Annotated in this window: 22 protein-coding genes; 20 read left to right on the plus strand and 2 right to left on the minus strand. The window is 60.0% G+C overall.

Annotation, left to right across the window (positions count from 1 at the left end; genetic code table 11):
- Positions 1-8: 8 nt before the first annotated feature.
- From ACILSL_RS04230 to ACILSL_RS04240, 3 genes are read left to right on the plus strand one after another with little or no spacing between them, the layout of a single operon-like run.
- Positions 9-353 carry a hypothetical protein gene (locus ACILSL_RS04230; protein ID WP_395730751.1) on the plus strand — a complete coding sequence of 115 codons (345 nt, stop codon included), beginning with the start codon at positions 9-11 and terminating at the stop codon, positions 351-353.
- Positions 350-1105 carry a hypothetical protein gene (locus tag ACILSL_RS04235; protein WP_395730752.1) on the plus strand — a complete coding sequence of 252 codons (756 nt, stop codon included), beginning with the start codon at positions 350-352 and terminating at the stop codon, positions 1103-1105. Before ACILSL_RS04230 ends, ACILSL_RS04235 begins: the two co-directional genes overlap by 4 nt.
- A gap of 7 nt (positions 1106-1112) precedes the next feature.
- Positions 1113-1661: a hypothetical protein gene (locus ACILSL_RS04240; RefSeq protein WP_395730753.1), complete on the plus strand. Its 549-nt coding sequence runs from the start codon at positions 1113-1115 to the stop codon at positions 1659-1661.
- A gap of 100 nt (positions 1662-1761) precedes the next feature.
- Here the strand turns inward: ACILSL_RS04240 and ACILSL_RS04245 are convergent, their stop codons facing one another.
- The gene (locus tag ACILSL_RS04245) at positions 1762-2136 is read right to left on the minus strand and encodes a hypothetical protein (RefSeq protein ID WP_395730754.1); all 375 of its coding nucleotides are present in this window, start codon (positions 2134-2136) and stop codon (positions 1762-1764) included.
- A 192-nt stretch (positions 2137-2328) separates the two neighbouring features.
- Here ACILSL_RS04245 and ACILSL_RS04250 point away from each other — a divergent pair, with 192 nt between their 5' ends.
- The 3 genes from ACILSL_RS04250 to ACILSL_RS04260 are packed head-to-tail and all read left to right on the plus strand — an operon-like array spanning position 2329 to position 5167.
- Positions 2329-2784, plus strand: a complete 456-nt coding sequence (locus ACILSL_RS04250) for an MgtC/SapB family protein (RefSeq protein WP_395730755.1) — start codon at positions 2329-2331, stop codon at positions 2782-2784.
- Positions 2785-2804: 20 nt separating this feature from the next.
- Positions 2805-4784, plus strand: a complete 1980-nt coding sequence (locus ACILSL_RS04255) for a heavy metal translocating P-type ATPase (RefSeq protein ID WP_395730756.1) — start codon at positions 2805-2807, stop codon at positions 4782-4784.
- Entirely contained in the window at positions 4781-5167 is a 387-nt protein-coding gene (locus tag ACILSL_RS04260) for a hypothetical protein (protein ID WP_395730757.1), read from the plus strand. The genes ACILSL_RS04255 and ACILSL_RS04260 overlap by 4 nt, the downstream gene beginning before the upstream one ends.
- 8 nt (positions 5168-5175) lie before the next feature.
- On the opposite strand, the gene ACILSL_RS04265 is transcribed toward ACILSL_RS04260, so the two are convergent.
- A complete protein-coding gene (locus ACILSL_RS04265) occupies positions 5176-5412 on the minus strand; it encodes a hypothetical protein (RefSeq protein WP_395730758.1) in 237 nt (78 codons plus the stop codon).
- A gap of 190 nt (positions 5413-5602) precedes the next feature.
- On the opposite strand from ACILSL_RS04265, the gene ACILSL_RS04270 reads away from it, so the two are divergent.
- From ACILSL_RS04270 to ppsA, 14 genes are all read left to right on the plus strand, one after another.
- Positions 5603-5893 carry a hypothetical protein gene (locus ACILSL_RS04270; RefSeq protein WP_395730759.1) on the plus strand — a complete coding sequence of 97 codons (291 nt, stop codon included), beginning with the start codon at positions 5603-5605 and terminating at the stop codon, positions 5891-5893.
- Between the two features lie 85 nt (positions 5894-5978).
- A complete protein-coding gene (locus ACILSL_RS04275; RefSeq protein ID WP_395730760.1) occupies positions 5979-6302 on the plus strand; it encodes a hypothetical protein in 324 nt (107 codons plus the stop codon).
- On the plus strand, positions 6299-6778 hold the full coding sequence (locus ACILSL_RS04280) for a periplasmic heavy metal sensor (protein WP_395730761.1): 480 nt from the start codon (positions 6299-6301) through the stop codon (positions 6776-6778). Before ACILSL_RS04275 ends, ACILSL_RS04280 begins: the two co-directional genes overlap by 4 nt.
- A 15-nt stretch (positions 6779-6793) precedes the next feature.
- Positions 6794-7360 (plus strand): RNA polymerase sigma factor, encoded by a 567-nt coding sequence (locus ACILSL_RS04285; RefSeq protein WP_395730762.1) that lies wholly within the window; start codon positions 6794-6796, stop codon positions 7358-7360.
- A gap of 133 nt (positions 7361-7493) precedes the next feature.
- Positions 7494-7808, plus strand: coding sequence for a hypothetical protein (locus ACILSL_RS04290; protein WP_395730763.1), 315 nt, complete (start codon positions 7494-7496; stop codon positions 7806-7808).
- A gap of 162 nt (positions 7809-7970) precedes the next feature.
- Positions 7971-8228, plus strand: a complete 258-nt coding sequence (locus ACILSL_RS04295; protein ID WP_395730764.1) for a hypothetical protein — start codon at positions 7971-7973, stop codon at positions 8226-8228.
- A 245-nt stretch (positions 8229-8473) separates the two neighbouring features.
- Positions 8474-9577, plus strand: coding sequence for a hypothetical protein (locus tag ACILSL_RS04300; protein WP_395730765.1), 1104 nt, complete (start codon positions 8474-8476; stop codon positions 9575-9577).
- A 955-nt stretch (positions 9578-10532) separates the two neighbouring features.
- Positions 10533-10850: a hypothetical protein gene (locus ACILSL_RS04305; RefSeq protein ID WP_395730766.1), complete on the plus strand. Its 318-nt coding sequence runs from the start codon at positions 10533-10535 to the stop codon at positions 10848-10850.
- Positions 10851-10897: 47 nt separating this feature from the next.
- Positions 10898-12271, plus strand: coding sequence for a TolC family protein (locus tag ACILSL_RS04310; protein WP_395730767.1), 1374 nt, complete (start codon positions 10898-10900; stop codon positions 12269-12271).
- 4 nt (positions 12272-12275) lie between these two features.
- On the plus strand, positions 12276-13775 hold the full coding sequence (locus tag ACILSL_RS04315) for an efflux RND transporter periplasmic adaptor subunit (RefSeq protein ID WP_395730768.1): 1500 nt from the start codon (positions 12276-12278) through the stop codon (positions 13773-13775).
- Positions 13776-13778: 3 nt separating this feature from the next.
- Positions 13779-17429: an efflux RND transporter permease subunit gene (locus ACILSL_RS04320; RefSeq protein WP_395730769.1), complete on the plus strand. Its 3651-nt coding sequence runs from the start codon at positions 13779-13781 to the stop codon at positions 17427-17429.
- Positions 17426-18127, plus strand: a complete 702-nt coding sequence (locus tag ACILSL_RS04325) for a hypothetical protein (protein ID WP_395730770.1) — start codon at positions 17426-17428, stop codon at positions 18125-18127. Before ACILSL_RS04320 ends, ACILSL_RS04325 begins: the two co-directional genes overlap by 4 nt.
- Positions 18124-19521, plus strand: coding sequence for an MBL fold metallo-hydrolase RNA specificity domain-containing protein (locus ACILSL_RS04330; RefSeq protein WP_395730771.1), 1398 nt, complete (start codon positions 18124-18126; stop codon positions 19519-19521). Before ACILSL_RS04325 ends, ACILSL_RS04330 begins: the two co-directional genes overlap by 4 nt.
- Before the next feature lie 28 nt (positions 19522-19549).
- Positions 19550-21964 carry a phosphoenolpyruvate synthase gene (gene ppsA / locus ACILSL_RS04335; RefSeq protein WP_395730772.1) on the plus strand — a complete coding sequence of 805 codons (2415 nt, stop codon included), beginning with the start codon at positions 19550-19552 and terminating at the stop codon, positions 21962-21964.
- The last annotated feature ends 2 nt before the right edge of the window (positions 21965-21966 follow it).

The raw sequence follows: 21966 nt of genomic DNA on the forward strand, positions 1-21966 counted from the left end.
CACACGCCATGAACGAAAAGTCTCCATCCTTACAGCTCTTGCTGGCGAAAGCAGCGGTCTATCTGGCGGGATCGTCACTGCTTTTTTTCATCGCCGGCCTCGTGACAGGCGGCATTGATCCTCACCGCCCTGGAGAAGAAATCGGCGACATCATCGCCTTGATCCTCTGCCGCATTGTCAGCCCTCTGCTCGCAGTAGCCGGATGGGTTTCAGGATTTGCGGCGGTGCTGAAACGTCCCACCGGCCCGACCTGGAGCGCCGTCACCGTCATGGCGCTCATCCTCATCTTCCTCCTGCTGGTCTGCTACAGCGCGTGGCGAGGCACCGCAGCATTTCACCCCACCATGCCATGAATATTCTTGTCGAGTCTTTGAGCAGCGCCGGAGGGCTGATGTACTTTCTGGCCCCGCTGCTGCTTGGTGTGGTTCATGGCATTGAGCCGCTGCACTCGAAGACCGTCCTGGCCTCCATGATCGTCTCCACACGCGGAGGCATGTGGCAGGCGACTCTGCTCGGCATCTCCGCCGCCCTGACGCACACCCTGACGATCTGGCTCATCGCCATGATGGCGTCCCACTATGGCAGCCATTGGAACCTGGGCCACCTCCAGCCATACTTTGAGATGCTTTCAGCCATGGTGACTTTAGGCGTGGCTGTCTGGATATTCATCCGCACGCGGCAAAGCGTCCGCAAAGCAGAGGCGCTGGCTATTTGGGGCGGTGGTGTCGCTGATGAAAACGCGGAGACACAAGATTTCACCGAGGAGGTGGAGCGTGTCCGGCGGTCCTCCACAGCGCAGATCCTCCTGCTCGGCGCGGTGACGGGCATGATGCCGTGTCCGCTCACCTTGGGCATCCTCATGGCATGTCTGCAATCCGGGCGACTGGTACTCGGTCTGGCCGTCGCCACCAGTTTCAGCATCGGTCTGGCCCTGACCTTGATTCTGGCGGCGGCGCTCGGCGCGTGGGGATTTCGCAGAGTTTGGCGCTTCAACGCGGCAGCCTCCGTGCTGCGCCTCCGTGCCGCCTATCTCACCTGCTTTTTGCTGGCCGCCCTTGCCGCCCTCATCGCCATCCAGGCATGGCCGAAATTTTCCCAACCCTAAACAGACCATGAAAACACCAACCACATCCACCCAACGCCGGGGGAGTTCACTCCGCCGGCTCACCACCCACATCATCTGCATCCTGCTCACCACCACGGGAGCGGCGCTCGCAGATAACGTCATCAAGCTCCAGGTGGCCGCCAAGAGCGAGCACAACGATCCCAAGGGCAATGATCCGCAGGAGGTGCAGAGCCGCTGGCTCGAAATCTCCGCCACCGCCTTCCATCTCGAAAAGCCTGCCGCAGTGAAGCTCGAATGGGCCTTCTTTGGCGACAACCTCGACACAGGCAAAGTCATCAAGCACGGCAGTGGCACCGAGACTGTGGAGCTGGCCCAAAGCAAAATTGCCAGCGTCAAGTCCAAACCCGTCAACTTCACCTTCACACCCCGCCACACCGTCCGCACCGGCAGCGGCAGGCGGGCACGCTCCAAGGTGATCGAAGCCACCGGCACCCGCTACCATGCCTGGGGTGTGCGGGCCTTTGTGGACGGAAAGCTCGCCGGTGAAGCCTACAGCTCTCCCAGCATACAAAAACTCATGGGCGGCACGAATTGAGCTCATGAATCCTTCTTTCCCAACGGACATGAAAAACCCGCCGGAGTTCTCTCTTTCTCCGGCGGGCTTGCTGGAATCTTGCGATCCCATTCACTCCCTGTTAGTGACGGCCACGGTCGCCAAAATCAAAATGGAATCCCGGCAGGCTGATGTGCCCCCCACTGCTGCCGTGGCTGGAACCATGACCCGGATTTGGCACATAATGCCGGTTGTTGTAGTGCCCGCCGTAGCTGCCGTGACTTGGCGTGTAGTGACCGCCACCGTGGCTGGGAGTGTAATGGCTGGAGCCGTGACTTGGCGTGTAGTGACCGCTGCCGTGGCTCGATGTGTAATGGCTGCTGCCATGCCCGGAACTGTGCCCACCGCCATGACTGGAGCCATGGCCGGAGGAGTGATGATCTCCCGCCTGCACCGAGGCAGGCGGGATGATGGCGAAGCTGGCGGTGACGGCCAGGAGGGTGATGAACGTTTTCATGAGGTGTTGGGTGTTGGCTTGGAGTCGTCGCCGCGAATGTGCGGCATGTCATTCGGACGCGGTGCTCACTCATCCATTCAATCCACTCACAGATTTTTCACCATCTCGTAACGCCCTCTCATACGCCTGGCTTTAGCCACCTGCTGAGTCGGTTTTTCACCGTGCAGACAAATCCTTCAATCCCACACATCCATGGACTGGCAAATTGAACTCATGCTGGCCGCGCAGGCGCTTCTGGCAACATTCCTTGGCGGCTTGATCGGCTGGGAACGCGAGCGGCATGGCCGCGAGGCCGGCATCCGCACCTATGCGGCGGTCTGTCTCGGCGCTTGTGTCTTTGGCCTCGTCTCCTCCCACATCCCAAACATGGCGGACAACACCCGCATCGCGGCACAAGTCGTCAGCGGCATGGGCTTTCTCGGCGCGGGGGTCATCCTGCGTGATCAGGGGCGGCTGAAAGGCCTGACCACGGCGGGCACTCTTTGGGCCACCGCCGCCGTGGGCCTCGCCATCGCCTTTGGCATGTATGTGCTGGGCATTTTGACCGCTTTGCTGCTCTACGGCTTGCTGGCTTTGCACCATTTCCCAGGCTGGAACCGGGTCAAAACCCGGTCAGAGCGCCAACCAGATGAAAATGAACCAAGCTAAGGGAGCAATTAGAGCATTTTATGAACACTCAAGACAACCAACCCTCCGAATCCAAATCCTGCGGCTCGTGCGAGCACGGTCACGATGAAACGCCGCTGCCACGCAACGCGCTTGTCATCGCCTCTGGCGTCCTGCTCTCGCTCGGGATGGCATTGCGTTTTCTCCATGTCGGAGCCTCCGCCCTCAACACGACTCTCTTTGCGCTCTCCACTTTGTCTGGTGGCCTGCTGGTCTTCCCCGCCGCATTCAAGGCACTGCAAAAAGCCAGGCTCGACATGAACGTGCTCATGACCGTGGCCGTGAGTGGCGCGTGGCTGATCGGTGAAGGTGCAGAAGGTGCCGCTGTGGTCTTTTTGTTCGCCCTTTCGGAGCTGCTAGAGTCGTGGAGTGTCGGCAGGGCCAGGCGTGCGATTGCATCCCTCCTCAAGCTCGCCCCGGAAACGGCATTGATGCGGGGCAAACATGGCGGACTGGTCGAAACCGATGTGAAGCAGGTGCCCGTGGGCGCGGAGATCAGTGTGCGCAGCGGCGCACGCATCCCGCTCGATGGGAAAGTCCTCGAAGGCGGCTCCAGTGTGAACCAGGCACCCATCACCGGTGAATCCGTGCCTGTGGACAAAAAATCTGGCGACACCGTTTTTGCAGGCACCATCAATGGTGAAGGATCGCTCATCGTGCAGGTGACGAAAGCCGCCGCCGACTCCACGCTCGCCCGCATCATCAAGCTCGTCGAAGAAGCCGAGGAGCAAAAAGCTCCCACGCAGCGCTTTGTGGACAAGTTCGCCGCTATCTACACACCCGCCGTGTTCGTGGTGGCACTGCTCGTGGCCTTGCTGCCGCCGCTGCTCACCAGCGCCGCATGGTCAGAGTGGGCGTATCGTGCGTTGGTCTTGCTCGTCATCGCCTGCCCCTGTGCGCTCGTCATTGCCACGCCGGTATCCATCGTCTCCGGGCTGACTGCGCTGGCCCGTCGCGGCGTGCTCATCAAAGGCGGCGCTTATCTGGAGGCCGTGGGTAGGCTGCGTGCCCTTGCCGTGGATAAAACAGGCACCATCACGCAGGGGAAACCCCGCGTCACCGGAGTCATCGCCCTCGGCACGCTCACGGCGGATCAAGTCCTGAGTCGTGCCGCCGCCATCGACATTCATTCCACTCATCCGCTTGCCCAGGCCGTGGTGGAGGCCGCGATTGAGCGCGGCATCACGCCTGAACCTGCTGAGGATTATCTCTCCATCACCGGGCGTGGTGCCAGCGCCGTCATCAAAGGTCACCCGCACTTCATCGGCAATCACAAGCTCGCCCACGAACTCGGTGTCTGTTCTCCGCAGATCGAGGCACGCCTGTCGGAGATCGAGAACCGGGGCGAATCCCTCGCCATCCTCGGACACACCCCGCATGACGGATGCGCCGGTGAGGCGCTCGGCATCATCAGCATTGGCGACACGTTGCGCCCCGAAGCCGCCGATGCGCTCGCCCTTCTCCATGAAAGCGGCATTGGCACCGTGGTCATGCTCAGCGGCGACAATCAGCGCACCGTCGATGCCATCGCCCGCACCGCAGACATTGATGAAGCCTATGGCGACCTCATGCCCGAACAAAAGATCGAGCACATCCGCCGTCTCATGGCCGAGCATCACTACGTCGGCATGATCGGCGACGGCGTGAATGACGCCCCAGCGCTCGCCCTCGCCAGTGTCGGCATCGCCATGGGAGCCATCGGCAGCGACACCGCCATCGAGACCGCCGACATGGCCCTCATGCAGGACGATCTCACCCGCGTGGCCGAAGCCATCTCGTTAGGCCGCCGCACGCTCCGCATCATCCAGTTCAACGTCGCTTTTGCTCTCATCGTGAAGGCCATCTTTCTCATCCTCGCCTTCACCGGCCACACCAGCCTGTGGCTCGCCATCCTCGCTGACACCGGCGCTACCTTGCTGGTCATCATGAACGCGCTCCGGCTGCTCAGCGGCGCTACAAACCTCAACCCGCGTGATTTGTGAGCAAACGATTGTCCAAAAAGAAAGCCGCCACCGCGCCGACCACCCTGGCCTCGCGTGACAAAGTCATGCTCATCGGCATTCCGATCCTGCTCCTCGCAGTTCCGGCTCTAGTTCTGCACTTTTCCTCCATCAGCCAGCAGACCGCCTCCATTGCCAAAACTGTCGAAGGATGGAAGACCACCTACCACATCAGCGACGAGCAAGCCGAGCGCATCAAACAGATCGAACTCGACTTCCACGGCAACGGCAGCCCTTTCAGCATCAAGCCCACACGCAGCAAAGACGAAAAACACCGTCATCATGAAGACATCAGCCGCCTGATGTCCCCCGAAGACGGTGCGCACTTCATGAAGGTGATGGAGAAAAGCGAAGGCAAGCATTGAGCCGAAGCTCAATGCCCAGGGCACCAGTAATCCTCACCATGACCGCACCAGCGGTGGCCGTGATGATGGTGATGATTGCCGCAGAAACGCTGGCACAGATGCATGACCGCAGCGCGTGCGGTGGACGTGGCCTTGTCGGCCACATAGGCGGCCTGTGCAGGCATGGCAAAGGCGGCGACAAGCGCCAGGGCGAGCACAGCACCCGTGACGGTGGCCGTGCGTGAGAGGTTCGTGAATGACTTCATGGAATGTTTTTTTGACGGGTTGAATGACTGCCCGGAAAATTTGAACGCGGGCAGTGCGTACTCCGACGGTTCTCGCGCCGCGCTATTCAACCGCGTGAGATATTTTGCAGAAAACCAGAGGGGTTTGTTGGGGCGTGGAGTTGCACTGCATGAACGCACAACTCCGCGTCCAACCAAACCAAATACAACCATGAAAACGAAACTCACCCTCCTCGCTGTCGCCCTTGTCGTCAGCTTCAGTTCCACCAGCGCCAGCGCCAATCCTTGGAAAGGACTGCCTCCGGCCTTTACCACCCCCAAGGCCAGCGCCCCCGCCAAGCCTGCGTTCAAGTCCTGCTGCGAGACCAAGACGCGCTACTCCAGCAGCGGCATCAAGAACGGCCTCGTGGTGAACAAGAGCATCGAATGCAACACCGGCTGCGCGATGCCTCACGCTGGTAAGAACTGCAACAAAACGGAGCGCCAGCAGTGCGCCAACTAAGGGTCCAACCACCCTTCCAGCCCTCCAGGCATCGGATGACCTGGCGGGTTGAACTTTCACCCATCATCCGACATCTTTCTGCGTCATGAACGATCACGAACTCGACTACCTCATCCGCCAGTCCCACCCCAGAATGGAACTGCCAGCCTCTTTCAATCGCGAGGTCTGGGAACGTGTCTCGGTGGCTTCCCCGGCGTCCGTCCTTGGCGGATGGCGTGAGATCGCGGAGGCGTTGTTTCTCTGGATTTCCAGGCCCGCGCCTGCTGTCGCCGTCATTGCGGTGATGCTTGTCTTTGGCGCGAGTCTTGGTGGTCTGACCGTGAGAGAGAGCAGCGCATCCGCACAGCGCACCGCCTACTTCGCCTCCATCAATCCGCTGCATCCAGCGCATCTCACTGCTCAGCAATGAAACGCGGACTGATCATTCTCCTTCTTGCCGTGGCAGCCTCCACGGCGGCCTTTTTCATCACGCGCAATCAATGCCAGTGCGGCGCTGGTCTGGACGCCACCACGCACGACGGGGAGACGATGCTGCCCGAACTGGAATGGCTGCACCAGGAACTCAAGCTCGACGACGCCCAGTTTGAGAAAGTCAAAGCCCTGCACCTCGCCTACAAACCCACCTGCGAGGCCATGTGCATGAAAGTGATGGCGGCCAGGAAAAAGCTCAGCCACCTCGCCGCTCAAGGAAACCTGTCCACGCCGGAGCTTGATGCCGCCTTGCAGGAGCAGGCTGCCGTTCACGTCGAATGTCAGAAGGCTCTCTTGCGCCACCTGCATCAGACAGCAGGCGTCATGTCAGAAACCCAGGCACGTCAGTATCTCGATGCCATGCTGCCGCAGGTCATCGGCTCGGCTGCGGAATCCGTCAGCCACGGGCATTAACCACGCGTGCCGCTCATGAGCTACCCAGACGATGAAGACATCCAGCTCATGCAGAAGCTCGCTGCGGGAGAGGATCTGGCTTTAAACGAGCTGATGCACCGTTGGAGGGATCGCGTCGCCTCCTTCCTGCTCCGCATGGTCGGAGATCATGCCACGGCCACCGATCTCGCGCAGGAAACTTTTGTGCGCCTCTACACCAGCCGAAAGAGCTACAAGCCGGCAGCCGCCTTCTCGACCTACCTCTTTCACATCGCCTCAAATCTGGCCCGCAGCCATGCCCGCTGGAAAGGCAGACATCCCACCGTGCCGATGGAAAATGAGGCGGGTGATCTCACGCATGATCCGGTCGATCCACAACCCACACCGGACGATGCCGCCTCGCTGAATGAAAAGACCGCGCTGGTGAACAAGGCCATCGCACGACTGCCCGATGAAATGCGGGAGGCTTTGCTTTTGTTTGCCGTCGAGCAGATGAGCCAGGCCGAGATCGCAGCGACGTTGCGCTGTTCCGTCAAAGCGGTGGAGGTGCGTGTTTATCGAGCACGCCAGATGCTTCGTCAGATGCTCGATGCCAGCCTGTGATGTGCTGATCTTGCGCTGCATGATGCGCGGATTGTGAAGCTGGAGTGGTTCTCACGGACGTGGAGTTGCAGACCATGAGGGCGGGTCAGTCACTCGCTCCGAAAACCAAACACAAACCAAACGCATCCATACCATGAAAACCAAACTCATCCGCACCTCGCTCCTCGGACTCGCCGCCATCGGCACGCTGCTCCTCGCGTCCTGCCAGGCTCCATCCACCGCCCCCACCGCCGCCGTGAGCTGCGACAAGTGCGGCACCATCCACTTCAAAGCACCGTTCACAGGTTACGGGCCGGGCAACAAAGGCATCGTCACCCTGCGTGATGCCAGCCGCATGTCCTGCCCCGACTGCGAAAACCAGGTCATCGCCATGATGAAGACCGGCAGCCTCACCAAGCATGTGTGCAAATCCTGCGGCGGCGCTCTGCGTCACTGCACTCAGCACTAAACACGCTGAACGCTCCCGGAGCCGCCTGTGACTCACCTCGCAGGCGGCTTTTTCATTTTTAGCCGTCGCCACGTTAAAAAAAATAGAGGGGTTGGCCTTCCGTCGGAGTTGCACCCTCCGTCCGCCCCTTGGACAATCACAAACCCAAACACTGAATCCATCATGAAACTCACCCTCGCCCTCCTCTCCAGCCTGCTCCTCGGCACTGGCCTCCTCTCCGCCGCCGATGCAGGCGTGCCCGCCAGTTACCCACTCAAAAAGTGCGTCGTCTCCGATGAAGACCTCGGCACCATGGGCAAAGCTGTCAAAGTCACCCACGAAGGCACTGACGTGTATCTCTGCTGCAAATCCTGCACGAAGGACTTCCACAAAGATGCCGCTAAGTTCGTCGCCAAGGTGAAAGCGGCGGAAAAGAAATAAGAGACCTCCGCCACCGACTTTTTACTTCTTCCTGTCATGAAAAAACTTCTTTGTTCGATCTTGATCATCGGGGGTGCCGCCCTCGCCCTCAGCAGTTGCGCCAGCAAAACTCCCGCACCGCCTAAGGCCCACTGCGCGAGCTGCGGGCAGCACTGATCCGCCTCCACTTGCGTATGTGAGAGACTGGCCGGATGATCCCCTGGCCAGTCTGTTGTTTTGATCAAAACCAGCACGTTTCCCTCATCATGAAACACCTTTTTGCTCTCGTTCTCCTGCTCATCGCACCGTTGAAGGCCCAGGTGCAGGTTGAATCACTCCCCGAATCTGGCATTCAGCCGCAGGTCATCACGACAGGTGCCGGTCTGGTGCATGTGGTTTATTTAAAAGGCGATCCAAAAGGCTGCGACATCCGCCATGCCACCCGAAGCGCTGCTGGGGGCGCGTGGTCTGCGCCGACGACAGTGAACAGCGTGCCGCGCTCCGCCATCGCCGCCGGGACGATCAGAGGGGCGCAGATTGCGCTTGGAAAAGAAGGCAGCCTTCAGGTCATCTGGAACGGCAGCACGAACGCAAAGGGTGCGAAAGCAGCCCAGGCCCCACTGCTCCATGCCCGCCTGCTGCCCGGAGCACGCGAGTTCATGCCACAGCAAGACCTGCTGGGTGAAACAACGGCGCTCGATGGCGGTGCCTCCATCGCAGCGAACGACAAGGGCCATGTCGCCGTCGTCTGGCACGCCGCACCCTCAGGCGCTTCTGATGAGCGCAGCCGTCTTGTCTGGGTGCGGTATTCCGCCGATGACGGTGGCACTTTCTCCGCACCTGCTGCTCTGAACGCCACCCAGCCCGGCGTCTGTGCCTGCTGCTCCCTGCGGGCGCATCTTGGCAGTGATGACACGCTCAGCGTTCTCTACCGCGCCGCCACATCGCCCAATTCACGCGGCATGCACCTCATCACCAGCAAAGCTGGCCGCGCAACTCTCCGAAAACTCGACGACTGGAAAGTCGCCATGTGCCCCATGAGCAGCGCCAGCCTCATGCCCGCCGCGCAGAGTCTCCGTGCCGCTTGGGAGAATGACGGCCAGATCGTTACCGGCCTCATGGATGCCACTACCGCGCAGAGAATTGGGCCGAAGAATGCCAAGCATCCTGTGCTCACACAGAACACGAAAGGCCAGACCCTCATCACCAGCGTCATAGGCTCCGGCTGGTCCAAAGCTGGAATCCTGCATTGGGACGTGCTGGATGCCCAGGGCCGCGTCACCGACTCCGGCGATGGCGAGAAGCTCCCCGTGTGGGGCTATGCCGCCGCGTATGCCCGGCCCGACGGCAGCTTTGTGATCCTGCATTGATCAGCAGTTTGTATTGCGCAAATCACAACCAAGCTCAATGCAGAGCTCCATTCATGAATGAAAGAGTCGAAGCGAATCGCCGAGCCGTGAACTCACGAGAAGCCGATTGTTTCAGAATTTTCAGAGTGCCTTAGAAAAACGCCGCCGGGCTGTCCTTGAATTTTCAGCCGATGATAGGCGTTCCGGGCGGATTGTCCAACCGGCCCGACGGCAACGCTTTTTGCCTTCTCCTGCCAAAAAAGCAATCAAGCCTGCGCCGCATGCTTAGCCTTGCAGCAAAAGATTGAGCAGCAGGCAAGCATAGAACCAAGGTGACCGGGAATGAGATGCATATCATTTGCGAACGGATTTCGAACGCGCTGCCGGAAACATCTTTTCGCCCCTCGCTATTCACTCTGGTCAGGAACCAGCCACCGACAGCCATAGCAATCAAACATGACGTCCTGTGAAAAGAGCCCTACCACCAACACACCAAAAGGTAATCTCGAACCAGCACAATCTTGCGCTGAAATGCGCATTTCTTGCGACTTTGAGGGTTTGCTCAGTGTGCGGGGTTCATGTTTATAGAGCAGCATCAAACGCAAAGCTCTTGTCTCAAGCGATCAAAACCGGAAACCCAATATGAACACGATTATTCTGCGGCCAGTTATCTGCACCTTCGGTGCGCTGACATTGCTAATTCTTTCTTCGTGCCAGATGGCTCCAACACCTCACTCGGATGCCAGCTCACGGTCTCCCAGCGGCTTTGGTGGCGCGGGAGGTGCGAACATGGCGGGTGGCAAAGGGAGGTTGCTGTGACCGAAACTATTACATTAGCCGAAGAGATGGCAGATTTTCACCCCATCGTGTTTGGTGTGTGTGGAGTCGGGTGTCATCAGCAGAGAGAGGAGCTGCTGGTGGCACCTTTCACCAAACAAGCAGAAAACTGATTCCAGAATCTTGAATATTCTCATACATGAGCACGATCCACAAATTTCTCCTCTTCATTTTGCTGAACACCTTGCTTGTGCCAGTTAGCACAGCTGCAGGACGACACCCTGGAGCCAACTTGATCGGCATGGTCCGCCAAGTCGATGCGACCACGCGAACATTAGTAATCATCGATAAAGAAGGCAATCAGCATGTTTTGCGCTGGTTGCGTTGGGTGAGGCTTGGTTATTCAGGCGGCAAGTTCGGAATGGAGTCGCTCAAGCCCGGCATGAGAGTTTCCGTGAGTGCTCACAACCCTTTGTTTGGTCCTGATTATGTTACAAAAGTCACTTGGTTGCCATGATACCCAATGGTGATGACTGAAGATCCTGAATGCAGCGTTGATTCAATATGACAAATGATCACACACATGGCCGGGCGTCGGGGCGAGTCGCCCGCATCATTCTGGCAGCGGCCTGTGGCTTTTCAGCCGCCTGTGTCGGCATCAAGACCTCGGGCGAGCGTGATTCGCGGGAACAGGTGCAGAAGGTGCTGAGCAAGTATCGCCCGGCAGAGGCAGCGCCCAGCCTGCCGCGACTGAAGAGCGGCGCATCGCCCGAGACTTTTGTCCGTTACGCCATCTACAAGCATCCGCAGGTCGAGGCGGCGTATTACGAATGGCTGGCTTCGGTGGAGAAGATCACCCGCGAGCGTTCGTTGCCTGATCCACGACTGACGTTTGAGACGGACATCACGAAGGTCATCATGACGCTGATGCCGGGGCTGATGATGGATTTTCCGGGGCCGGGCAAACTACGCGCGGCGGCGAATGCGGCCACGGCGGAGAGCGGGATGAAGTATTTCCAGTTTGAAACGGCGGTGCTGCAAGTCACCTACGGTTTCAAGAAGGCGTGGTATGAGTTGCGACTGGTGGATGAGCGCATCCGTGTGAACCAGGAGATGGTGACGCTGCTGCAAGACCTCGAAAAGCTCGCGCAATCGCGCACAGAGGTTGGCAAGGGCACGTTGCAGGATCTGCTGCGCACGCAAATGGAAAAAGAGCGGCTGCAAACCGAGCTGACGAATCTGCGCGACTCTCGGCAGTGGTTCGTGACGCAGTTCAAGGCCGCGCTCGGACTCGGCGCGGATGATTCGACACCCCCGCTGCCTCGCGCGCTGCCATCCTCACCCCTTTCCACCAGTGGCGACCAAATTCTGGCAGTGGCGCTGGCGCGGAATCCGCGATTAAAAGCCATGGAGGCCGATGTGCGGCGTGCGGAGGCGGCGCTGGTCGTGGCGAGGAAGACACGTCTGCCGGATTTCGCCCTTGGCGTGGAGGCGGATGTGAAAGCATCGCCCGTGATGGTGCGCCCCTCCGGTGGCATGACTCTGCCCATCTGGCGCGACAAGATCGCGGCGGAGATCGCAGGCGCTCGCCATCTGGAAGGCGCATCCAAAGCCCGGCTCTCCAATGAACGGCTCACGCTGACCGTGGAGGTGGCGATGAAGAGCTACCAGTATCGCGAAAGCACCCGGCTGCTGACGCTGCTGCAAAACAGCCTGTTACCGAAGGCGAAGCAATCGCTGGATGTGGCGCGCTCGGGCTATTCAACCGGCGGCACGGATTTCATCAACCTGATTGATGCCCAGCGCACGCTGCTGGAGTTCCGCCTGGCCGAGGTCGAGGCGCGCATCAAGCGCGAGCTGGCCCTGGCCGATCTGTCACTGCAAGTCATGGGCGTGCCGCCGTCGGGCGCTCCTATTCTCGATCCAACCAGGAGGTAATATCATGTCCGCTTCATCCATCCATCGTATCTTGCTCGCCAGCATCGCGGGAGCACTCTTGTTTGTCAGCTTGAGCTGCGATGATGCCGGGTCGCCTGCTCCTGGGGGGCAAGTCTGGACCTGCTCCATGCATCCGCAGGTGCGGCTGCCAAAGTCGGGCAAGTGCCCAATTTGTTCGATGCCGCTGATCCTCACCAAAGCAGCGGCACCAGCGCCAAAAAAAGAGGAAGGCCAGATCAGCCCGGAGCCGGAGGCCATGCTCACGCTTTCCGAACACGCCCGCGCCATGGCGAGCGTTCAAACTGTTCCCGTGGAGCGCCGCCAGATCACGCATGAAATTCGCGCGGTCGGCAAGTTGCAATACAACGAGTCCGCGCTCGCCGTGATCAACAGCCGCGTCGAGGGCTACATCGAAAAGCTCTATGTGGACTTCACCGGCGTGCAGGTGAAGAAGGGCGACCATCTGGTGGAGATCTACAGCCCCGACCTCGTCCTCGCGCAGAAGGAACTGCTGGTGGGTCTCGAAGGTCCAGCGAACAACGCCTTGATTGAAGCCTCAAAGCTGAAACTGCTGCGCTGGGGCCTGACGCAGGAGCAGGTGGATGATCTGGTGCAGAAGCGGAAGGTCAGCGAGCGCGTCACCTTGTTCTCGCCCATCAACGGCACCGTCACCGAGCGCATGGCCGTGCAGCAGGCCATGGTGAAAAGCGGCGAAATGCTCTACAAGCTGGCGAACCTGGAGTCCTTGTGGGTCTATCTCGACATCTACGAGTCCGAGCTGGGCTGGGTGCAGCAGGGGCAGGCCGTGACGATCCAGGCGGAGGCTTATCCCAGCGAATCGTTCACCGGCCGCATTTGGTTCATCAATCCCGTGCTCACGGAAGAAAGCCGCACGGTGAAAGTGCTCGTGAACATCGCCAACACCGATCAAAAGCTGAAGCCCGGCATGTTTGTCAGCGCCACCATCCGCGTGCCGGTGCTGGCGGATGGCAAAGCCGCGCCGACGGGCCTCGGCGGCCAGTTCACCTGCCAGATGCATCCGCAGATTCTACAAGCGCAGGCCGGGGCATGTCCGCGTTGCGGCATGGCGCTGACCGTGATCCCCGGTGGCAAAACCAAGCCCTCCGATGCCGAATTGAGCGTGCTGGCCGTGCCCATCGCCGCCGTGCTCGACAGCGGCATACGCAAGCTCGTGTATGTGGAGCATGCGCAAGGTGAGTTCATGCCGATGGAGGTGAAGCTCGGCCCGCGTGCCGGTGATTTTTATCCCGTGCTCGCCGGATTGAAGGAAGGCGAGAAGGTGGCGGTGCGTGGCAATTTCCTGCTCGACAGCCAGTTTCAAATCCAGGGACTGCCCAGTTTGTTCTACGCAAAAGGCCAGGCACCCGCCGCTGGCCATCAGCAGCATGGTGGTGGCACCGGACCGAAACCCGCCGCCGCACCTGCCCCAGCCGCAGGCCATGAAGGCCATGCCGCGCCAAAACCTGTCGAGCATAAACACTAGGCCATGACTACTGCTCTCATCCGCTGGTGCTTGAAGAATGGCTTCCTGGTCATTCTTTTCATGCTCGCGCTGGTCGGCGGCGGCTACTACGCGGTGCAAAACATGCCCGTCGATGCCATCCCCGACATCGGCGAGAAGCAGGTCATCGTCTTTGCCGACTGGCCCGGCCGTTCGCCGCAGGATGTGGACAATCAGGTCACCTATCCGCTCACCACGAGCCTCACCGGCACGCCTGGTGTGAAGACCATCCGCAGCATGTCGGGCTTCGGCTTCTCGATGGTCTTCGTCATCTTCAAAGACGACGTGGACTACTACTGGGCGCGCTCTCGCGTGATCGAGCGCATGAACATCGCGCAGCAGCGGCTGCCTGCGGATGTCGTGCCGGTCATGGGGCCGGATGCCACGGCGCTCGGCCAGGTCTTTTGGTATACCGTCGAGGGCGAGGGTTTCGATCTCGCCGAACTGCGCAGCATCCAGGACTGGTATCTGCGCTATCAGCTCAATGCCGTCGAAGGCGTGAGCGAGGTGGCGAGCATCGGCGGCTTTGTGAAGCAGTATCAGATCGACGTGCATCCTGACAAACTGCGCGCGCAACGCGTGACGTTGTTTGACGTGTATGAGGCCGTGCGGAAGGCGAACATCGACGTTGGCGCGAAGGTGCTGCAGAAAAACGGCCTGGAGTTCTTCATCCGCGGTGTCGGCTTTATCAAATCGACAGAGGATTTGGAGAAAGTCGTCATCCGCCAGGAACAAGGCACGCCGATCCAGATCAAGCACGTCGCCACCGTGACGCTCGGCCCGGATTTCCGCCGTGGTTCGCTCGACAAGGCGGGAATCGAGGCCGTGGGCGGTGTGGCGCTGATGCGCTACGGCGAAAACCCGCAGCACGTCGTCGAGCGCCTGAAGGCCAAGCTCAAACAGCTCGAAGCCGGCCTGCCGCAGAAGACGCTTGCCGACGGTCGCATCTCGAAGGTGCGTGTGGTGCCGTTTTACGACCGCACGGACATCGTCAACGAAACCATCGACACGCTCAAAGACGCGCTCAGCGAGGAGGCGCTGATGGCCTGCATCGTCATTCTCATCTTCCTGCTGCATCTGCGCAGCACGGCCTCGGTGCTCGTCACGCTGCCGCTGTCCGTCTGTCTCTGCTTCATCCTCATGTTCGCCTTTGGCGTGGACTCGAACATCATGTCGCTCGCCGGTCTCGCCATCGCCATCGGGGACGTGGCGGACATGGGCATCATCATGACGGAGAACATCTACCGGCACATCGCCACCGGAGATCCGAAGAAGAGCCACTTCCAGAAGATCTATGACGGCGCGACGGAGGTCGGCGGCGCGATTGTCACCGCCGTCTCGAACACACTCGTCTCCTTCATCCCGGTCTTCTTTCTCACCGGTCAGGAAGGCAAGCTGTTCCGTCCGCTCGCGTTCACCAAGACCTTCGCCATCGGGGCCAGCGTTATCCTCGCGCTTACTGTGGTGCCGCTCATCTGCTACTACTTGTTCCAGCCGGTGAAATGGTCGCGCCGCACCGTGTGGAAGATTGCCCTCAGCATGGGCATCGCTTCCGTGTTCGCCTCGCACGCCATTTTCATGTGGGCCATGGCAGGATCGCATTACAGTGGCTGGCCGATGTCCGTTGTGGTCGGTGTCATTGTCATGCTGGCTGTCGTGCGCATGACGCGCGAGCGCTTCCTGCCGATGGAGGAAAATCCGGTCTCACACGGCATCTCACGCGTTTATGTCCCGGCGCTGCGCTGGGTGCTCGACCACAAGAAGACCTTCATGATCGCCCCGGCGGTGATCTTCTTTGTCGGCATGAGCATCTGGCTCGGCATCGGCGTGACCTTGAAGCCCGTCGAGTGGATAGCGAACCTCGGTGCCGATGAACCGCGCGTGCAACTGGGTGAGCTGCGCTGGCAGAAAATCCGCCATGGTGACGAAGCGCCCAGCCGCCGCATGCTTTGGCGCAAACAGACCGAAGCCGAGGCACGCGACGAGGCCAGCAGCGGACTGACTGTTGTGTCGGAAACTCGCATCGTGCCAGGCCTTGGGCGCGAGTTCATGCCGCCGCTGGATGAAGGATCATTCCTCTACATGCCCTCGCTGCTGCCCCAGGGTGCCCTCAGCACCGCCATCGAGGTGAATGCGAAGCAGGACATGGCCATCGCCACCGTGCCCGAAGTGGAAAGCGTCGTCGGCAAGCTCGGTCGTGCTGAGACCGCGCTCGACCCCGCGCCCATCGGCATGATGGAGAGTATCATCATCCTGAAGCCCGAGGACGAGTGGCGTCGAGTTCCAGTGCAGCGATGGTTTTCAAACTGGCCCGGCTGGCTCAAGGCACCGCTGGCGTGGCTCGCTCCGGAGGAGCGTCAGATCACCAAAAACGAGATCCTCACCGAGTTGCAGGAAAAGACCGCCATTCCCGGTGTGCTGCCGACTTTTCTCCAGCCCATCCAGACGCGCCTCATCATGCTCCAGACCGGCTTTCGTGCCATGATGGGCGTGAAGATTTACGGTAGCGATCTAAAGGAGATTGAGCGCATCGGTCTGCAAATCGACTCACTTCTCAAGGAGGTGCCCGGCGCTACCGACATTGTAGCGGACCGCATCGTCGGGAAGCCGTATCTCGAATTCCACATCGACCGCGACCGCATCGCCCGTTACGGCGTCAACATTCGCGACGTGCAGGACGTGATCGAAGTCGCGATCGGCGGCATGAACCTCATGGAGTCCGTCGAGGGCCGCGAGCGCTACCCTATCCGCGTGCGCTATCTGCGCGAGTTCCGCGAGGACATCCCCGAGCTGGAGAAAATCCTTGTCCCCACCAGCAGCGGCGCGCAGATCCCGCTCGCTCAAGTTGTCACCATCAAGAGTGTGCTTGGTCCGCAAGAGGTCAAAGGCGAGCGAGGGCTGCTTGTGGGTTACGTCACCATGAACACACGCGACCGCGACGAAGTCAGCGTGGTAGAAGACGCCGAACGTCTGCTACAAGCCGCGTTGAAGGACGGACGCCTCAAGCTCCCCGCCGGCTACTACTGGGAATGGAGCGGCCAGTTTGAGAACCAAGTGCGCGCCACCAAGCGCATGCAGCTCCTCGTCCCCATCTGCATTGCCATCATGTTCGTGTCGCTCTACCTCGGTTTCCGGCGCAAGTGGATCGCTCCGGTTATTTTCCTCGATGTCGCCGTCTCGCTGGCCGCAGGTTTCCTGCTGCTGCCGCTGTGGGGCGCGAATCTCTCCGTGGCCGTGTGGGTGGGCTTCCTCGTGCTGCTCGGCGTGGTGGATGACGACAGCGTCGTGCTCTCCACCTATCTGGAGGACATTTTCGACAACAAGGAGATGCAAAGCGTCGCCGACATTCGCGAGTCCGTGGTCCAGGCCGGTTTGAAACGCATCCGCGCCAACCTCATGACCATCGCCACCACTGTCTTTGGCCTCATGCCCGTCTTTTGGACGACCGGTCGCGGCTCCGACATCATGCAGCCCATCGCCCTGCCCTCCCTCGGTGGCATGGCCGTGAGCCTCGTCACCATGTTCATCGTTCCCTGCCTGTTCTGCGCCATCGAGGAGTGGAAATGGCAGCGCAAGCAGCGACTCGCACGGAGCGAAGAAGTGTCGGCAACCACAAACACATTGGAAACAACATGAGCACATCTCACCCAAGCATCGATTCAACCTGCGCGAGGAATATGGCAACCGGGGCGCAAATCCGCATTGGCGTCATGGGTTCTGCTGCCGAGATCAGCGATTCTGAAATCATCAAGCAATGCCGCAGTCTCGGGCGTGCCATTGCGGAGCAGGGCTGTTGTGTGCTCACCGGTGCATGCCCGGGAATGCCGCATGAAGTGGTGCTTGGAGCAAAAGAGATGGGAGGCAACTCGATGGGCATTTCACCGGCCGTGCATCTCAGGGAGCACATCGGCACCTTTACTTCGCCCTACAAAGAATATGACGTGATGGTTTACACCGGCCTCGGTTTGATGGGACGGGAACTCATCAATATCCGCAGCAGCGACATCATTCTCCTGGTGGGAGGTCGTTGTGGCACATTGGGTGAATTCGCCATTGCCTATGAAGAAGGCAAACTCATCGGCGTGCTTACTGGCACGGGTGGCATCACCAACGTCCTCCCGCAACTCGTGGACACCCTGAGCAAGCAAACAGGCTCGGAAGTAATCTACGACGCTGATCCTCAGAAGCTCGTCGCCAGGCTTTTGCAGCGCTTCCAATCGCCCGACTACGAATGCACCTGCAAGCCAGAGTCCTGTTGCCGTGGGTCCGAGGCAGCGCCGCACGAATGCTGCGCTAAGCAGGTGCATCAACCTCTTCCCCGAGTGAATTCATGAACAACCAACCATCCGTCCAATTTCTCGGTGCCGCACGCTGCGTCACCGGCTCAAAATATCTGCTGCGCACCTCGGGTGGCACCACGCTCATTGATTGCGGGCTGTTCCAAGGATTGAAAAAGTTGCGCGAGCGAAACTGGGAGCCGCTGCCGATTGCAGCGAGTGAGATTGACCAAGTCATCCTCACGCACGGACACATCGACCACTCCGGGTATTTGCCCAGACTGCACAAGGAAGGATTCACCGGACCGATTTACTGCACACCATCGACAGCCGAGCTGCTGGCCTTGCTGCTGCCGGACTGTGGCCACATCCAGGAGGAGGATGCCAAATATGCCGCTAAAAAGGGCTTCTCCAAGCATGCCGTGCCGCTGCCGCTCTTCAATTCGGAGGACGGACGAAAGGTGTTGCCGTTGCTGCGCACGGTGGACTTCGGCGACAAGGGTGGAGCCGGTGCGGGCCTGAGTTTCCGCTATCATCCCACCGGGCACATCCTTGGTGCCGCCAGTCTGGAGATCGAAATGGACGGAACGCGTCTCTGGTTCTCGGGTGATCTGGGCCGCTATACGGATGAGGTGATGAATGCACCGGAGCCTGCTGGCGAGGCTGACTATGTGTTCATCGAGTCCACCTATGGCAATCGCCTCCATTCCGCCGGGGATATGCGAATCGAACTCGCCGCCATCATCAATCGCACCGTGGAACGCGGCGGGTGCATCGTCATTCCTGCCTTCGCCATTGGACGGACGCAGACGATGCTGTATCACGTCCGCCGCCTCGAAGATGCGAAACTCATTCCGAAACTGCCGGTGTATATCGACAGCCCGATGGCCGTGGATGCTTCCGCGCTCTACTGCAAGTTTGGCCGCGAGCAGAACCTCAGAATCGACCTGACCATGGGAGCCGGTGACTGCTGCCCGCTGCGTTGCAATGAGGCTCACTTCGTCAGGTCGCCTGAAGAATCCAAACAGCTCAACTTCCTACACACGCCAGCCATCATCATTTCCGCCAGCGGCATGGCTACGGGAGGTCGCGTGGTTCATCATCTCGCACGCCGTCTTCCCGACAGTCGAAACACCGTCTTGCTCGTCGGATTCCAGGCCGAAGGCACTCGCGGACGCCTGCTGCTGAACGGGGCGAAGGAAATCAAGATGCACGGGCAGTTCATTCCTGTGAGGGCAGAAATTGCCTCTGTTTCAGGCCTCTCCGCTCACGGTGATCAGAGCGACCTCATGCGCTGGCTGGGCACTTTCCGACGCGCGCCTCGGCAGACCTTCATCGTGCATGGCGAGGATGACGGAATGGCCGGATTACAGACCGAAATAGAAACCAAGCTCGGATGGCCCACTCACATCCCTGAATACCTGGAGATGTTCGAGTTTCAAACTAGCTGAGGACCACTGTCACTACTTTTAATGAACCATGAACTCATCAAACACATCCCCCTTCATCAAATGGTTCGCAGACATCACGATTGAAGATGTCCCGTTGGTCGGCGGCAAGAATGCTTCGCTCGGCGAAATGGTCCGTGAACTCGCAGGCAAGGGCGTGAAGGTGCCCGATGGCTTCGCCATCACGGCCGAAGCGTTCCGCCATTTCATTCGCGAAGCCGGGATCGACGACTGCATCCGGGCAACACTCGCGGACCTCGACACGCGGGACATGGCAAATTTAGGCGAGCGCGGCCATGCGGTGAGGCAGGCCATTCTCGGTGCCACGCTGCCGACCGACTTGCAGAGTCTCATCGGCGAAGCCTATCGCAAGTTGCAGGGCGGCAGCACGGTGCCGCTGGATGTCGCGGTGCGCTCCTCGGCCACTGCCGAAGACCTGCCCGATGCGAGCTTTGCCGGACAGCAAGAGACTTATCTGAACGTCCACGGGACGGCGGCGTTGCTGGAGACTTGCAAGCGTTGCTTCGCCTCGCTCTTCACCGACCGCGCCATCAGCTATCGTGTGGACAAGGGCTTCGACCATTTCAAGGTCGCGCTCAGCATCGGCGTGCAGCGCATGGTGCGCTCCGACCTCGCCTGCTCCGGCGTCATGTTCACCATCGATACCGAAAGCGGCTTCCGCGACGCCGTAATGGTCAGCTCTGCTTACGGTCTGGGGGAAAACGTCGTGCAAGGCTCAGTCACGCCGGATGAATACACCGTCTTCAAGCCCACGCTGAAGACGGGTCACCGACCGGTGTTGCAAAAAACGGTGGGCAGCAAGGAATTCAAACTCATCTATGACTCGGGCGGCGGGAAGATGGTGAAAAATGTCCCCGTTGCGCCGGGTGATCGCGCGAGGCTCGCGCTCAGCGACGACGAGGTGCTGGAACTCGCGCGTTGGGCTTGCATCGTCGAAGACCATTACTCCGCCAAGCGCGGACAACACGCGCCGATGGACTTGGAGTGGGCCAAGGACGGGATCACGGGCGAGTTGTTCATTGTGCAGGCTCGTCCTGAGACGGTGCAGTCGCGCAAAGATCTCGACGTGCTGGAATCCTACGTTTTGAGCAAGCGTAGCACCGTGCTCGCCAGCGGGCGGAGCGTCGGCGCAAAGATCGCCACGGGGCGCGTGCGTGTCATTAAGAGCGCCGAGTTCATCGGCCAGTTTCAGCAAGGCGAAGTGCTCGTGACCGACAAGACCGATCCCGACTGGCAGCCCATCATGAAGAAAGCGGCGGGCATCATCACCAATCGCGGCGGGCGCACCTGCCACGCCGCCATCGTGAGCCGCGAACTCGGTGTGCCAGCAATCGTTGGAACGGAGCACGGCACCGAGGCGCTCAAGGACGGCCAGATGGTCACGGTTAGTTGTGCGGAGGGCGACACCGGCTTTGTCTATGAAGGCGCGCTGCCATTCGAGGTTGAGCGCACCGATTTGAAGTCCCTCGGCAAGCCGCGCACGAAAGTGATGATGAACCTCGCCAATCCCGAGGAAGCCTTCTCGCTGTCGTTCATCCCCAACGAGGGTGTCGGCCTCGCGCGGATGGAGTTCATCATCAGCACCTACATCAAGATTCACCCGCTCGCGTTGATCGACTTCGACAAACTCGCCGACTCGCAGGCGAAGGCGGAGATCGAGCGCCTGACCGCAGGCTACACCGACAAGCCGCAGTTCTTCGTCGATAAGCTCGCGCAAGGCGTCGCGATGATCGCCGCCGCGTTCTACCCGAAGGCCGTCATCCTGCGCCTGAGCGACTTCAAGACGAACGAATACGCGAACCTCATCGGTGGCAAAGCCTACGAGCCTGCCGAGGAGAACCCCATGATCGGCTTTCGCGGCGCGAGCCGCTACTACCACCCGCGCTATCAGGCTGGCTTCGCGCTGGAGTGCCGCGCCGTGAAAAAGGTGCGAGACGAAATGGGACTCACAAACCTCAAACTGATGATCCCCTTCTGCCGCACCATCGACGAAGGCATCAAAGTGCAGGCCGAGATGGAAAAGCACGGCCTCAAGCGCGGGCAGGATGGGCTGGAAATTTACGTCATGTGCGAAATCCCGAGCAACGTGATCCTCGCGGACGAGTTCGCCGACATCTTCGACGGCTTCAGTATCGGCTCGAACGACCTCACGCAACTCATCCTCGGCGTGGACCGCGACAGCGAGATCGTCGCGCCCCTTTTCAACGAACGGAACGCCGCAGTGAAGAAGATGATCGCCCAAGTCATCGCTGCCTGCCGCGCCAAGGGCCGCAAGATTGGCATCTGCGGGCAGGCCCCAAGCGACTACCCCGAGTTCGCGCAATTCCTCGTCGAACAGGGCATCGACAGCATCTCCCTCAACCCCGATACCGTGCTGAAAACCACTCTGGCGATCATCGCCACCGAGCGGGCGGAAAAGCTGTGAAA

Source organism: Prosthecobacter sp. (genome assembly GCF_044222345.1).
Classification (GTDB): domain Bacteria; phylum Verrucomicrobiota; class Verrucomicrobiia; order Verrucomicrobiales; family Verrucomicrobiaceae; genus Prosthecobacter.